This window comes from Pontibacter arcticus (genome assembly GCF_003284895.1).
Classification (GTDB): Bacteria; Bacteroidota; Bacteroidia; order Cytophagales; family Hymenobacteraceae; genus Pontibacter; species Pontibacter arcticus.
In genome coordinates this window covers 334,749-349,704 of record NZ_QMDV01000004.1, presented here as the reverse complement: position 1 = coordinate 349,704, position 14,956 = coordinate 334,749, and the positions used below count along the sequence as shown (strand labels likewise).

Sequence of the window (14,956 nt, the reverse complement as noted above, 5' to 3'; positions counted from 1 at the left end):
CTTAAACAAGGTACGAATATCGCAATTATAAATTATCTTCCTTAGATCAGCTTATCTGGTGTAATAGGCAGCTCTCGTATACGCTTGCCGGTTGCGTTGAAAACAGCATTGGCAATTGCCGGTGCCACACCGATGATCGCAATCTCTCCTATTCCTTTTGTACCATTTGGGTTGTTGATCAGGTCAGGTTTGTTTACAAAAAACACATCAATAGCAGGGGCATCGGCGTGAACAGGAACGTGATACTCAGCCAGGTCTTTGGTTACGTACCGCCCGAACCGATGGTCCATTACCGTACCTTCCGTTAACGCCATACCAATGCCTCCTACTGCGCCGCCAATCATCTGGTTTCCGGCCGTTTTCGTGTTGACAATCGTTCCTGCATCGGCACAAGAAACGATTTTGGCAACTTTAATTTGTCCGGTTAGCGGGTGCACATGCACTTCAGCAAAATGCACCGAGTAAGAATACATCGAATATTTTGTGCGCTCATCTCCCGGCTTGGACTCTTCTGTCACCTCGATTTCTTTTAGCTTCTGTCGCTTTAAAACATCTGCAAAGGAAACTCTGGCCGCAGGCGTTGCTGCCAATGAAAGGTAGCCATTATCGAAGGTGAGTTTATCGGCTGTCGCTCCTTTAAAGCCCGCATCGTTATCTGCTACCAAAGTAGCCAGGCGTTGTTGCAGCGCTTTACAGGCCGCATGCACCGCAGAGCCTACACTGGCTACAGTGGCAGAACCGCCCTGGCTTGGTGATGGCGGGTACAAGGAACTCCCCAGTTCAAAAATGATTTTCTCGGGTGCTAACCCAAGGTTCTGGGCTGCGATCTGCACCATGGCTGTTCCCGTTCCGGGGCCAATGTCTGTGGTGGCACATTGAAGCACTACGGTCCCATCATCATGTAATACGGCTCTAACCTTGGCGCGGCCTCTGTTAGCCCCAAACGTACCTACGCCCATACCATACCCGACCAGCCACTCGCCGTTTTTCAGGGTTCCCGGTATATTAGGGCGTTTGCTCCAGCCAATGCGCTCGGCTCCCATTTGCATGGCTTCTTTCAAGTATTTGGTAGACCACGGAAGATCTTTTTCCGGGTCTCTGTCAGTGTGGTTACGCATCCGAAATTCCAGTGGGTCCATCCCTATTACATGGGCCATCTCGTCCAAAGCAGATTCCAGGGCGAAGGCACCTGTTGCTTCACCGGGGCCGCGCATCCAGATCGGCGTACTGACATCCAATGGCAGAATACGGTAGCGGGTGGTTACGTTGGGGCTGGTGTACATCATGCGCGTCTGCTGCAAGGTACTTTCCGTGAACTCCTCGTAAGAAGAAGTCTGCCCGATGGCCTCGTGGGTAATAGCGGTTATTTTCCCGTCGGGTGTGGCACTCATCCCTACTTTCTGCCAGGCGTGCGGACGGTACCCAACCATGGTAAACATCTGCTCGCGGGTGAGCACCAGCTTTACAGGCCGGTTTACCTTCTTCGCAGCCATGATAGCAGCTGTTTCGTGTGGCCAGGTGTGCAAGCCATTGCCAAAGGCACCGCCTACAAAAGTGGCAATCACCTTTACGTTCTCCACGGGTATATCCCAGTCCTTGGCAAAGGCATTCTGTGTGCCTATTACAGCTTGTGTTTTGTCATACACAGTAAGTTTATCATTAGCTTCCCAGTGCGCGACGATAGACTGCAGTTCCATGGGGTTGTGCACCTCCGTAGGGATAACATACTCCTGTTCAATCTTGATATCAGCTGTTTTGTAAGCATCTTTTTTTCCGCGTACATAATCGTTGAGCGGATGCTTGGGGTTGCGCTGGGCTGCGGTGGGCAAGAAAGCTTTGGAAACGTTTTTAGTAAAATCAGTGGCGTGTTTCTCCTCTTCATAGGTAACTTTCACCAGGTGGGCGGCATACATGGCGCGTTCCAGCGTGTCTGCAACTACTACCGCAACTGGCTGTCCGTTAAAGTATACTTTGTCATCATAAAAAGCGCGCAACGGTTGCCCGACTGGTTTTGGTTCTGAAGGGTGCGCGGCCTGTACATAGCCAGGTACTTTAGGAGCATTCTGATGATATAATACAGCCAACACACCAGGGGCGTTTTCAGCTTTCTTGGTGTCCATACTTTTAATGCGGCCTTTGGCGATGATGCTGCCCACCAGTACGGCATGCGTCATGTTGGGTAATTCATACTCTGCGGAATATTTGGCGGCACCCGTTACTTTCTGGCGGCCATCCACCCGGTCCATCGGCTTACCGACACTATCTTGGAAGAAATAATCTTTCATAAAGAGAGGAAATTAAGCGACGCCCGCCGCATTTTTTAAAGCCTGCACGATGGCGTTCGGTCCTAGTTTCAGTTTAAATTTATTGTGCTCAAACGCCTTGGCACCGCGCATGGCAAGATCAGCGGCTTGCCTGAAAGTGGTTTCCGTGGCAGGCTTGCCCGCTAAGAAGTTTTCTGCTTCCGTTAATCGCCAGGGCTTATGTGCTACGCCGCCCATCGCTAATCTGGCTGATCTGATGTTACTTCCATCCAAATCCAGCGCAGCTGCTACCGAAATTAAAGCAAACGCATACGATGCACGATCTCTGATTTTAAGGTAATGTATGTTTTTTGTGTAAGGATTTTCCGGCAGGTCAACGGCTAAAATAAGTTCGCCTTTCTGCAAATTGGTCTCTATGTGCGGCGTATCTCCCGGCAATCTATGGAAATCAGCGAACGGAATTTTCCGGTCACCTTTAGGCCCAGAAACCAGCACAGTTGCATCTAAAGCCGCTAATGCTACACTCATATCGCTCGGATGCACGGCTATACATTTTTCACTATGCCCGAAAATAGCATGCATACGATTATAGCCTTCCAGTGCGCCACAGCCAGTGCCGGGCTCCCGCTTGTTGCAGGGCAGCGCGGTATCATAAAAATAAGGGCAGCGTGTGCGTTGCAGCATGTTGCCGCCTACCGTGGCCATATTTCTAAGCTGCGCTGATGCCCCAGCATTTAACGCCTGAGACAGCAGCGGATGTTTTTCCAGCACCAGCTTGTCTTCGGCCGTTTCGCCGTTTAAGGCTAAAGCTCCGATGCGCACGGCACCATTTTCTTTTTGTATTTTCTTGAGCGGCAGTTTATTAATATCCACCAATTTCTCCGGCGTTACAATGCCACGCTTCATCAGGTCCAGCAGGTTGGTGCCGCCGGCAATAAACATGGCCGTTTGGTCCTTGGTTACCGTGTCGATGGCTGCTTTGCTTTTGGCAGGCTGAACGTATTGGAACTGGTTCATACTTTCTGTCCCCCGTTTTTAACTTCCTTAATGGCATTTACAATGTTAGGATAAGCGCCACACCGGCAGATATTGCCGCTCATATATTCCCTTATTTCGTCATCCGAATCGGCGTGGCCTTCTCTGATACATGCCACCGCACTCATAATCTGGCCGGGCGTACAGTACCCGCACTGAAAACCGTCGTGTTTAATAAAAGCTGCCTGCATTGGGTGGAGTTCATGGCCGTCTGCCAGGCCCTCGATGGTCGTGATCTTTTTACCATCCTGCATAGCTGCCAGAGACAGACAGGATAAAACACGTTGCCCGTCTACGTGCACGGTGCAGGCGCCACATTGGCCGTAGTCGCAGCCTTTTTTAGTGCCTGTTAAGTTCAGTTGTTCGCGTAACAGGTCCAGCAGCGTGGTACGTGGTTCGATGGAGAGCTTACGTTTCTTACCGTTGATGTTCAGCGTCACGTTTACTTTCTCAAAGGCTGATACCAGTTTCTCTTCCAACTTCAGGTCTGCAGCTTTTACAGCCATGTTTGGCATAAATGCAAAAGCAGTTAAAATAGAAGAATATTTAAGAAAATCTCGGCGGGCTTCGTTCGGGCATTGCCCTTTTTCCCCTTGGGAGCAAGTATGAGGAAGGTCTTTTTCTACGGCCATATAGGACTATTACTAAAGATTTAATTTCTAAGTTGAAAATACATAGTTGAACAGGCTACCTACGAACAATCCTGACAAGCCTGTAACGAAGAAGCTGCACCTGAATCCAGCCAAAGTATAACCGAAGCAATTCCTGTAATTTTCTCATTCGCATTGCAGGTCACTTCAAAAGATTGCTACCCGGTTTTAGCGGTGTTACCAGTTAATTGATCTGTCATATACGTGCTTATAACTCCGGAGACTAATACGATGGTGCAAATACCTCTGCGATGTGGAGGCTTTTGCCAGATTCTGGTCTTTAAGCTATACTTCCTTGCAGTGTAGTTTAAACCTTTAACGCCCCAACTGGCGAAGTGTTACTGCCAGCACTTTACCTGTTTAAAAGTATGCCGCATTAAATGCAGTAAGCCTGATACCACTTTTCCTGATACTCTACTAGCAGTTTATAGAGGTGCACCCCAGCCCCGCGTTGCGCCTTTTATACTTCTGAAGTATTTATTGTGGAATCCACCAGCTTGGCGTAGGGGTTTTACCCGGTACTACTTTCTGCCCCATGCTAGGCGTCACAATGCCGATGTTATGCTGCGAGGCCAGATCAGTTACCATTTTAATAGACTCATCCCAGGGGTGTAATGCCAGGTCGAAGGTGGCGTAATGAATAGGAAACAAAAGCTTAGCCCCGATATCCCGGGTAGCTTTGATGACCTGATCCGGGAAAAGGTGAGTGTTTGGCCATCCTTTATTCCAGGCGTCAATCTCCATAAAAGCCAGGTCGAATGGGCCGTACCTGTTTCCTATTTCCTTAAAATGTTCGCCATAACCCGTATCTCCGCTCCAATACAGGTTCTTCTCTTTACCTTTGATAACATAGGAAGCCCACAGCGTTTTATTTCTGTCGTTATAACTTCTTCCCGAATAATGTACTGTTGGGGCAGCAGTTATCTTCAAAGACCCATGGCTTATAGTCTGATGCCAGCTAAGCTCCGTGATCTTATTTCTGGCAACACCCCAACCCGCTAACCTGGCTCCCACGGCAAGCGGCACAATAAACTGAATATTCTTATCCGCTAAATACTGAATGGTCTCGGTTTCCAGGTGGTCATAATGATCATGGGTGATAATGACAACATCGATTGGTGGAAGCTCTTCCCTCTTCAGAGGAGATACACTCATTCTTCGGGCAATTACAGGCAGGGGGCCTGCATTCCCGAACACAGGATCGATTAATATGCGGTATCCGTCAAGCTCAATGATCGCGGTGGAATGGCCTAGCCAATAAGCCGCATAAGAAGAAGGTACTTCCGGGAAATCCTTTTTAGTTAGCACTTGTTTTGGCAGCTTAGATTCCGGGGCATTGGGAGATTTTTTGAAGAACCTCGCGAACCCTGGGTTACCCCCCGTTGTCTGATCAGGATGAGATACGATTTCTTTGGGGCTTACAAACTCATCTTTTCCCGCTGAATAATAGGAATACCTGGCGTATCGCTCCTGACGCTCGTCACCGCCATCTAATTTACCAAGCTGGTTATTTACGTAGCAACCGGTTACACCCAAAACAAGAAGTATTACTACCCCTATAAAGCTTAAACTATATTTCTTTTTCATTCTGAAATTCATACTTGATTTGTGCCAATTAGAAAAAACCGGCCCGTAAAACATACTTGTTTGTTAAAAGCTTCCCATGGTTGCCAGAGATGTTCCGGAGAGACATTAACTCCAAAACACGTAGGAATTCTAGCTTATACTTTACCCTGGTACGTTACGTTGAAAATATAATGAAAACTATCCTGCTATACTTTTTATTCGGTTTATCTATCGGTCAGGTCAAAGCACAGAATCTTGTAGGAAACCCAAGCCTGGAGGAGATTAAAGATTACGTTGCGGGATTCAGGGGCGTGAGTGGCACACCAGACATTGCTGCCAAAGAAGATAAAATCATTCAATATCCCCCTTATTATAATGCTTACCAGTCAGACTCCCCTACACGGTATCTTACTAATATTCAGTTTGGAGATATCTGCTTCTGCCAGTGGTTCAGTTCTGAGTCGAGTGAGCTGATGCAGGCAAAACTAAAAAAGCCGCTTAAAAAGAACACCAGTTATATGGTATCGCTTTATACAATAAGAGCTACTGAACTCGAGCCGCCTATCAGAGAGATAACCGTCACTTTTACCCGAAAGCCTTTACCGGAAAGCAGAAAGGTATATGGAGAACAGGACCACATCTTAACAGGGCAAGGGATTCCTTATTTGCCTCTGACTTCAGCTGCATCACCAAGCCTTGCTTCCCGCGAATCCTGGACAAAAGTAACCGGTGTTTATAAAGCCAAAGGAGGAGAAAAGTACTTGCTTATTGGCAATTTTTCAGGAGCAAACAGACTAGAGCTGGAGGCACTGAACCCGGATAGCGCCCAGGTTACAAAGTATAACAAGCTAAAAGGGACCTACTATTGCTACGACAACATCAGTGTAATTCCTGCAGCCGGAACCGGAAACCAGCCCGAGCCAGCTTTGCCAGCCGCAAAGCCGGTTCTACCCCCCTTCGCCATAGGCAGTACCATTACACTGAAAGATTTAAACTTTAAAACAGGTGAATTTCAGATCTTAGAGGCCGCTTTTCCAACCCTCAACTCGCTGGCAGCATTTCTTAAAACCAAACCGGAAGCCGTTATTGCTATTCAGGGGTATACAGACAATGTTGGTACAGAAGAAGCTAACCTTATCCTATCCCTACAGCGGGCACAGGCCGTGATGGACTATTTGCAGCAAAAAGGAGTAGCTGCTGAAAGAATTACTTCCGAAGGGTTTGGGGAAACGATGCCGAAAGCAGATAATCTAACAATAGAAAACAGGGCAGTTAACAGAAGAGTAGAGATAAAGATTCTTCGAAAAAAGGGTACTTGAACTCAGAGAGGATTTCTGCCCCTGTGCTTGCTGGTAAGTGGTAGCACTTACAGAACTGCTAATTTGTACTATAACTTTTGTGGGATGGCATGGTAAAGTAAACGGCACTGCTACTGCTACTGGCTCCAGTATATGTCATACAAAATAAAAGCAGCACTGTAGTTTAAAAAGTGATAAATGTTTTATCGGGCTAATTAATACTAATCAGCCGTACCTGGAGAACAAAAACGAATAAACTGAATACTATGAAACATACCATTGCATATTCCATTTTAGAGCTTGCTATCGTATCGCAGGGAGAAACCATACAGCAGACACTGCACAACTCATTGGCTCTGGCAAAAGAAGCGGAAGCACATCACTACAAACGGATCTGGTTTGCCGAACATCATAATTCTGACAATATTGGCAGTAGTGCTACCTCCCTGCTCATTGGTTACGTAGCCGAAAATACTAAATCCATCCGGGTAGGCTCAGGTGGTGTGATGCTTCCCAATCATTCGCCTTTGATTGTAGCCGAACAGTTTGGTACACTTGCGCATCTCTACCCAAACCGCATTGATTTAGGACTCGGAAGGGCACCCGGCACCGATCAGCAGACGGCACGTGCTATCCGGTCAGACTTTATGGAGGCAGCACATTCTTTTCCACAGGAAATAGAGAAAATTCAGCAATATTTTTCCGTAACAAACAAAGTTGCCAGCGTAAGGGCCCCTGTTGCAGAAGGCACAGCTGTGCCGCTGTATGTATTGGGATCAACAACAGATAGCGCCCATATCGCTGCTCAAAAGGGATTGCCTTACGCTTTTGCCAGTCATTTTGCATCCACGCATCTACATAACGCCTTACGCATTTATGAGCAGGAGTTTCAACCTTCCGAGTTTTTAGATACACCTTATACCATTGCCGGTGTAAATGTGTTAGTGGCTGATTCAGATGAAGAGGCAGATCAGCTTTTCACTTCCTTAATCAGAATGTTTGTGGGTATATTAACCGGTTCCAGAGCCCCCTTACAGCCACCTACCGAACTGAATGAAGAGTTAAAACAAGTACTGCAACATCCGACGTTACAACAAATGCTCAGGTATTCGTTTGTAGGTAGTAAGCAAACGGTAAAAACACAAATTCAGGAATTTCTGGAAGAAACGGGCGTAAATGAGTTGATAACTGTATCCACGATGTACAACCTTGATGACCGTCTAAAATCTACCAGACTACTGGCCGAAATTATGACGGAAATAAATGAAAACAGGTAAAAGTTAGAAACCACACTGTACCTGGGTACAGTGTGGTTTCTAAAAGTATGACTGGTAATTCGCCAGTGCCGGAAGTTAAAAAGAATACTTGGCTCCTACCTGAATCTGATAAGGAGTTCCGTTTTGTTGCGTAACACCCACGTTTTCGTTTACACGGTAGCTGTACTCTTTTTTAACCTGATCAAAACCAGTTACAAACAACAGGTTTTGGTTACCCAGGTTGTAGTTTACACCCCAGTCTTTGTTGAGCAGGTTGGCAAAGTTAAAGGCATCGATGCTTAGAGTCAGCCCTTGCTCTTTGTACGTTTTAAAGGTTTTGGCCAGGCGCAGGTTAAAGGTTCCGGAAAACGGGTTGCTTCCGCCGTTACGATCTGCTATACTTCCTAAACTTTCCCGGATATAGTCTGCTGCTCTGTTATCGGGGTTTGCCAATACTTTTTCCATCGGAATGCGCACAGACTCCGGCGTGTTCGGATTAGCAGGATCAAACACAAAAGCCAGGTCATTATCCGTACCGGGGCCACCCACAAAGTCGCCGTTAATGTCCGCATCTACCAGCAGCGAGTAACGTGAGCCGCCAAACCCGGTAAATGTTCCGCTAAGTACAAAACCTTTCAGGCTAGGTGTAGAACCGAACACCACTACCTTGTGGCGGAAATGGTTATCGGAGTAATACAGTTCACTTAAATCGCGCGGGTCAGATTTTACAGGACGGAAGGTAGACGTATTGGCCACATTTCCATTGTAAGAAGTATTGTCGCGGGAGTCGTTCCAGGTATAGCTTACATTCAGGTAACCATCGCGCAGGTATCTTATGTCTGCATCAAATATAACGGCAGCCTGCTGAAGCTTTGCGCCATTTGTAAACTCCAGCGTACGGCCGACCGACTGCGTTTTCCTGCCCAGCACGTTGTTGGTTATACCGGAAGCAGTTATGGTACTGGCGGGCACAAATACCCCCCGGTTGTCTTCGTTTGCCAAACGGAAGTATGGCTCGTCTGCCAGGTTGCGGTCGAGGTACACATAATTGTTCCATGCTTTGGAATACAACAAGTTAACACCCAAACGCAGCCAGTTGCCTACAATTTTGTTATAGTTTAAATTGGCTTTAAAGATAGAAGGCATCTGCAGGTCCGGATCGTTCAGGTTAATGGTAGAGACAGTGGATACGCCGGGTATCAGGCCGGGCGCTGTGTTCGGGTCCTGGCGGTAAGCCGGAAAATCCGGACGCGGTACCAGGTTAACACCGTTTGCAGGGCGCGTTACATCTACAGCTGCAACCATTGTGCCGCTGTTCTGTATATTATTGACCTGCGCATAAGTTATCGGGTTGGCAGAGAAAATACCGGCTCCGAACTTCAGCACATCCGTTCTTCTGCCCGCAACATCCCAACTCAGTTGCAGGCGTGGCTGCACGTTGTTCCAGTCGGTTGGATTATTGTCGGTGCGAAGGCCAAGTACCTCTTCTACCACAGGGTTATACTCGCCTGCATTCAGGTAGCTTGTTACATCCCAGCGAAGCCCGAAAGTTGCTTCTACATGCGGCAAAGGTTCGTACTGTACCTGTCCGAAAAGCGAGCCGTTCAGGACCCATTGCTGCACAGATGGCACACCCTGCAGCGGTACTTCGCGTGCGTAACGGGATGGATTCAGATTATCGAAATCCTGGAGACTGTTAAAGATAAAACGCCCGTTTTGCTCATTCGAAATATAAGTATCCAGGTAGGTCAGGGTATTGTCTGTGCCAAAGGTGAAGTTATACTTTCCTTTGGTCAGGTACGTGGTGTTCACCAACTGAATCTGGTCTTCGAGGTTATCTTCCGGCAGGTAACGCTGGCCACCCAACTGCACCTGTGTATTTCCGAGGGTTCCGTTCGGTAATTTTGACCGCACAGTTACAATAGCACGCGGTATGTTGGCAGCAGGCAATTCCTGATTCGGAACATAGTTGCGGGTAGCACGCTGGTACTGTACTTTCAGTTCGTTCAGTAACGAAGGGCGGAACTGCGTCCGGAGGGAGAGCATGGTACTGTTTTCCCTTGATTTGAAATCACCGTATACTTCGTACAGGTTAATTGGCGAATTGTCGTTTACGCTGTTAGGGTTGTTCCAGTCGCTGTAGTTATTGCGGAGCGTTAACTGGTTACGGTTATTTAACTGCCAGTCGAGGCGGGCGAAGAACGTATTTGCCCTGGTTTTTCGTTTAAACTCTCCGGTCTGCGGGTTGTTGCTCAGGCCATACTTTTCGCGCCCGATACTGATCAGGGAATCAAGTGCTCCCTTGCTGATACGCAATGCATTTTCATCGGCGGGTTCCCGTATATCGGCTATAAAGAATGGCATCGCTTCATCCTGCCGGTCTAATGCCGTAAAGAAATGCAGCTTGTCTTTGATGATCGGGCCACCGAGGCTGAATCCATACTGGTTGGTCGTAAAGTTCTGTTCCCGCTTGTTGCCACGGATATCATACGGACTGGAAAGTAAATCGGAACGATAATAATCGAATACCGAGCCGGTAAACTTGTTTGTACCTGATTTTGTAACGGCACTAACCGTACCGCCTCCCTGTCGTCCGTAGGTTACATCGTATACGTTGGTTACTACTTCAAACTCCCGGATCGCTTCCATCGATAGGGAATATGGGCCCCTGGCCAAGTCGCCTGAGGTCAGGTTATTGCGGGAGCTGACACCATCGATCAGGTAGTTGGTAGATGAAGCGCGTTGGCCGCTTATGTTGCCACCGTTTACGGTTGGGGCCAGTGAGGCAAGGTTTGTAAAGTTACGGTCCATGGTCGGTAGTTTTTCAATGTCCTGCGACCGGATAAAGGTGCTGCCCCCTGCCCTGTCGAGGCGGCTGCTAAGCGAATTGGTCGTGATCACCACTTCTTCCAGACCAGTAGCAGCCTGTTTCAGTATAAAATTAACCGCTAGTTGGTCACCTAGGTTCAGGGCAATGTTGTTTTGCACCTGCGCAGCATGCCCGATGTAGGATGCCTTCACTTCATATGGTTTTCCGAGTGGCAGCTGTTTAAAAGAATAGCTTCCTTCCACATTGGTGAGGGTAGCTGTCTGAAATCCGGTAGATTCGTTCCGGACTACTATTGTTACACCCGGCAGGCCGATCCCCTGCTCGTCAGTTACTTTACCTGTAATGGAAGCACCGGTTACCTGAGCCAGCGCGCTTTGCCCTGCAAAAGCCAATACCCATAAGGCAAAGCTAAAAAACATGTAGTAGAGTTGTTTTGTCATGTTATAACGAAGTATAAGTATGGTGCAAAACTACCCTCGCCATATTACCGAACCGGAACGCCAGTATTACCCTTTCATAAAGTATAGGGGCCTTATATTAACAATTTGTAGTGACTGTGGAGAGTATAAAAAAGAGGCTGCCCCAAACGGAGACAGCCTCTTTTTGAAGCATGCTTTTGGTGCGCTATTTTGCCAGCACAATGTTCTCAGTATGGAAAGGCTCCCCATTTTCTCCTTTCAGTTCTAATTCCACTGAAAATGATTTCCCATTTTCCTTAAAGGTGAATACACCGAAATGCTTCTGGTTTACCAAAGGGCCTACACGATAAGGATTAACTTCAGAAGTATTATTAGTAGCCGAATGGGTAAGTCCGCTGGAGGTGATTTCATATACCGGGTAGCTTAAACCTTTTACTTCCATTTTAGAGAACTCCCCAATGTGGCGGTCTCCGCTAATCAGCATAACGCCTTTGGGTTTCGTTTTAGCCAGCAAATTGAACAGGCGGTTGCGGGTATTCGGGAAATTTGCCCATTTCTCATACGGGTGCTGGTCTGGTATAAACTGTATACCTGAACCTATAATATGGGCATCCGCCTTACTGTCCTTTAACTGTTTTTCCAGCCACTTCCATTGCGCCTCTCCCAAAAGATCGCCCTCCATATTTGGTAAATAGGCTTTTGTGCTGTCTTTCTGCAAAGCATCCTGGTGATAGCGTATATCCAGCAGAATAACTTTTACGGTTTTATTTTTGAGCTTGTAATCATAGGCGGCATAAATCCCTTCTTGTTTTCTGCGGGGGCTGTTGGCCGGCTCGTTAAAAAAGTCCAGTGCCAGCGCCTGGCTTTCTTTCCTGTAAGGATACTCTTTGCCTGCATCATTACGGCCATAATCGTGGTCATCCCAGGTGCCGATAACGGGTACGCTGGAGGCTAACTTTTTATACCCTTCCTGGTTTGCCTGTACATCATACTTTGCTTTTAAAACTGCCATATCATCCGTATCCCCGTAGATGTTATCTCCTAACCAAATCCACAGGTTAGGTTGCTCTTTGGCAATTACATCCCACATAGGTTGCGGCAGGTTCTGCCTGTTACACGATCCGAAGGCCATCACAAATTCGGCTTGTTTCTGAGCAACAGCTGCATCAAGCGTAAACATGACCACTAACGAACTAAGCAAATACTTTATCATTTTATCTCTGTTTGTTTGATGCAAAAGTCTGCAATTAAAGCAAGAAGCTTGTTAAGCTGTGATGAAGTTCATGTTATCATTACGTAATGGAGTTGGGATTAACAGATGCCATATAAAATGATAAATAAGCGTATATTGAGTACGCTTTTGCTGATCAGTCAGAAAATATATTGAACTAAAGATTATGAGTACCAGAGCAGAAAACCAACAAAAGAAGCAACGCCAAAAAGAATTCAAGGAAAAGAAAGAAAACCAGGAGCGCCTTAAAGCTGCTGCAAAAAATGCAAAACGTGCTAACGCCAGAGATGATAAAAAGGAGGGGTAAGCTAACTGGCAACGTATAAATTACAGCCTTGCTTCGGTGCAGCGAAGTGTTGTTCGTGCTTAAAAAACAGCATTTGAGTGGGCACGCTCTCCCGGATGTGGAATAGTGCCAGCTATACTTCCAAAAAAAATCTCGAAGTGCGGTGCTCGCTCTTAAATAGAAAAACCCTGAATCAGGTTCAGGGCTTTTCTATTAATTTGTCTGATAGAGCGGATTATTATAAGCTATCTATCCATTCTTTAACTTCATGCTTCGCCTTGCCCAGCTTCTGCTGCAACTTGCCTAACCATTCGTCTTCTTTTCCCTCATCATATGTCAGATCATCATCTGTTAACTGCCCGTACCCCTGTTTCATTTTGCCTTTCATCTCATTCCAGTTTCCGCGTGCTCTGTATTCTGTCTCGTTCATAGTCTTTTTAGTTAGTTTTCAAGGTACTCAACGGGCCGGTGCTTAAAAGGTTCCTGCTCAGGATCAGAGGCCTTATCGCTTGCGAATGGCCAACTACAAAAGCATTACACTTATACAGTCTTATCAGTTAGATACAGCCTACATTTTATCGATCATATCGCCTAGATCGCTTACGCCTAGTGTAAACATAATCAGCACAATGCCCAGGATAATTTTCAGTAAACCCGGGATATGGAAGCCCCACTTTTGCATGAGCAGCGCATTGGTTTGGGGCAAGTATAGCACGGCAAGCAGCATATAAGCGATGCCGGGAACAGGATGAATTAAAAACAGATTCAGGAGGCCGACTACCACTAAAATTATGGCGAAGATACCGCTAAGTATAGTTGTACCAGTTAAGGTCTTGTTCATAATAAGTATATTTTAGGGATTAGTTAAAGCTAAAAAACAGCGGAAACAAGAAGACCACAATTATTGCCCAGATAGTATAAACCGGCAGAAAAACAGCGATCGCTCTCCCAATGCTCGCAACATCAGATTTGCTGGTAAGGGATCTGAAAAGTGAAAAAGAGATCAGGAGCAGGTTTAGCAGCATCAGCATATTACTTCCCAAAACGGCCAGTCTGTTAGGCGTGATGCCCCACTCCGCAATCCTGAAAACAATAGCCGACAGCGCAATCCCATTTACAAGTATAGTTACCGCAGCCAAAAGGAAAAGTATCCAGGTAGCAGTCGTGCTGCCCGTACTTTTAGCGTTTTCTGCTACCGAAAAGAAAATAATGGCCATCACCCCGATCAAAAGTAAATTAAAGATGATCAGGAATTCGCGGTCGTTGTATGGGTTTTTGCCTGCATAGAAAATAGCAACCAGGTAAATAACCAGCATAACCAATACCAGCGGGCTAAAGATTTTGGCGATAACCGGCGATACTTTATAGACGAGCTGCGGGTTAGTGTGGGTTAAGTACGTACCAACTATGGGTGCAGCAGCCAACCCGAAAATACCAACATACCCAAAGTATAAATCCTCGATCTGAAAGCCGATAAGGGAAAATAACCCGATAGTAAGCCCGGTCATAATGCCACCCGAAATAAGGATAAGCGTGGTCATCACGATCAGGTCGCCGTTGTAGCGCAGGTAATCCAGGCGTTTTGTATAATCCCGAAGGTTGTTTCCGGCAAAAGCCGCTCCTACTAAAGCCCAAAGCAACAAAGGCAGGTGGATGCAGGCCAGCAGCAAGGTATCGCTTGTCGTAGAAGCAGGCAGCAAATTGATGTAGAAAAGCGAGAGAAGCATCACCCCGAAAATCACAAAAAGCATTTTTGCATCTACTTTGTTTTTCCAGGCAAAGTAAGCAGCTAATATCGGCAGAAAGATAAATCCTATATTTCGCGGATAAAAGAACTCTTCATCAACACCAAATATAACCGGAATTTTGGCGATAAAACCTGCTACCAGCGATGCCAGAATCACCAGCACTAACTCTCTGGTGGTACCCCAGTTAATGTCGTCGCTTTCGTAGTTAAGCCGCTCGTTCCAGAAATCAGCGAGGGCGTTGCCCTTCACTTCGGGGTACAGTACACCGAACTCCCGTTTAAAGGGACCTTTGTTGCTTCGGTACAACTTTTCCAGCTCACCGGGATTATTAAGCTGCATGCGTATCTCTTCTTTCATGGCTGATTTTATACTT

The 14,956-nt window shown here is 46.7% G+C and carries 12 protein-coding genes; 3 read left to right on the top strand and 9 right to left on the bottom strand.

Going from position 1 to position 14,956, the window contains the following annotated elements; translation table 11 throughout:
• Nucleotides 1-41 precede the first annotated feature (41 nt).
• The 4 genes from DP923_RS14275 to DP923_RS14260 all read right to left on the bottom strand — a co-directional run bounded on the left by DP923_RS14275 (nucleotide 42) and on the right by DP923_RS14260 (nucleotide 5,536).
• Nucleotides 42-2,285 (bottom strand): xanthine dehydrogenase family protein molybdopterin-binding subunit, encoded by a 2,244-nt coding sequence (locus tag DP923_RS14275; RefSeq protein WP_112306534.1) that lies wholly within the window; start codon nucleotides 2,283-2,285, stop codon nucleotides 42-44.
• 12 nt (nucleotides 2,286-2,297) lie between these two features.
• A complete protein-coding gene (locus DP923_RS14270; protein WP_112306533.1) occupies nucleotides 2,298-3,281 on the bottom strand; it encodes an FAD binding domain-containing protein in 984 nt (327 codons plus the stop codon).
• The gene (locus DP923_RS14265; RefSeq protein ID WP_112306532.1) at nucleotides 3,278-3,931 is read right to left on the bottom strand and encodes a (2Fe-2S)-binding protein; all 654 of its coding nucleotides are present in this window, start codon (nucleotides 3,929-3,931) and stop codon (nucleotides 3,278-3,280) included. Before DP923_RS14265 ends, DP923_RS14270 begins: the two co-directional genes overlap by 4 nt.
• Before the next feature lie 495 nt (nucleotides 3,932-4,426).
• Entirely contained in the window at nucleotides 4,427-5,536 is a 1,110-nt protein-coding gene (locus tag DP923_RS14260) for an MBL fold metallo-hydrolase (protein WP_112306724.1), read from the bottom strand.
• A 170-nt stretch (nucleotides 5,537-5,706) separates the two neighbouring features.
• On the opposite strand from DP923_RS14260, the gene DP923_RS14255 reads away from it, so the two are divergent.
• Together DP923_RS14255 and DP923_RS14250 are read left to right on the top strand one after the other, a co-directional pair.
• Entirely contained in the window at nucleotides 5,707-6,834 is a 1,128-nt protein-coding gene (locus DP923_RS14255) for an OmpA family protein (RefSeq protein ID WP_112306531.1), read from the top strand.
• 245 nt (nucleotides 6,835-7,079) lie between these two features.
• The gene (locus tag DP923_RS14250) at nucleotides 7,080-8,090 is read left to right on the top strand and encodes an LLM class flavin-dependent oxidoreductase (RefSeq protein WP_112306530.1); all 1,011 of its coding nucleotides are present in this window, start codon (nucleotides 7,080-7,082) and stop codon (nucleotides 8,088-8,090) included.
• Nucleotides 8,091-8,165: 75 nt separating this feature from the next.
• On the opposite strand, the gene DP923_RS14245 is transcribed toward DP923_RS14250, so the two are convergent.
• The gene (locus DP923_RS14245) at nucleotides 8,166-11,339 is read right to left on the bottom strand and encodes a TonB-dependent receptor (protein ID WP_112306529.1); all 3,174 of its coding nucleotides are present in this window, start codon (nucleotides 11,337-11,339) and stop codon (nucleotides 8,166-8,168) included.
• A 184-nt stretch (nucleotides 11,340-11,523) separates the two neighbouring features.
• The gene (locus DP923_RS14240; RefSeq protein ID WP_112306528.1) at nucleotides 11,524-12,531 is read right to left on the bottom strand and encodes an alkaline phosphatase D family protein; all 1,008 of its coding nucleotides are present in this window, start codon (nucleotides 12,529-12,531) and stop codon (nucleotides 11,524-11,526) included.
• A 184-nt stretch (nucleotides 12,532-12,715) separates the two neighbouring features.
• Between DP923_RS14240 and DP923_RS16735 the strand changes: the two genes are divergently transcribed.
• On the top strand, nucleotides 12,716-12,856 hold the full coding sequence (locus DP923_RS16735) for a hypothetical protein (RefSeq protein WP_165838202.1): 141 nt from the start codon (nucleotides 12,716-12,718) through the stop codon (nucleotides 12,854-12,856).
• A gap of 217 nt (nucleotides 12,857-13,073) precedes the next feature.
• On the opposite strand, the gene DP923_RS14235 is transcribed toward DP923_RS16735, so the two are convergent.
• The 3 genes from DP923_RS14235 to DP923_RS14225 all read right to left on the bottom strand — a co-directional run bounded on the left by DP923_RS14235 (nucleotide 13,074) and on the right by DP923_RS14225 (nucleotide 14,940).
• A complete protein-coding gene (locus DP923_RS14235; RefSeq protein ID WP_112306527.1) occupies nucleotides 13,074-13,265 on the bottom strand; it encodes a CsbD family protein in 192 nt (63 codons plus the stop codon).
• A 138-nt stretch (nucleotides 13,266-13,403) separates the two neighbouring features.
• Nucleotides 13,404-13,676, bottom strand: a complete 273-nt coding sequence (locus DP923_RS14230) for a hypothetical protein (RefSeq protein ID WP_112306526.1) — start codon at nucleotides 13,674-13,676, stop codon at nucleotides 13,404-13,406.
• A 19-nt stretch (nucleotides 13,677-13,695) separates the two neighbouring features.
• Complete coding sequence (locus tag DP923_RS14225) at nucleotides 13,696-14,940, bottom strand: hypothetical protein (protein ID WP_112306525.1); 1,245 nt, start codon at nucleotides 14,938-14,940, stop codon at nucleotides 13,696-13,698.
• Nucleotides 14,941-14,956: the final 16 nt, after the last annotated feature.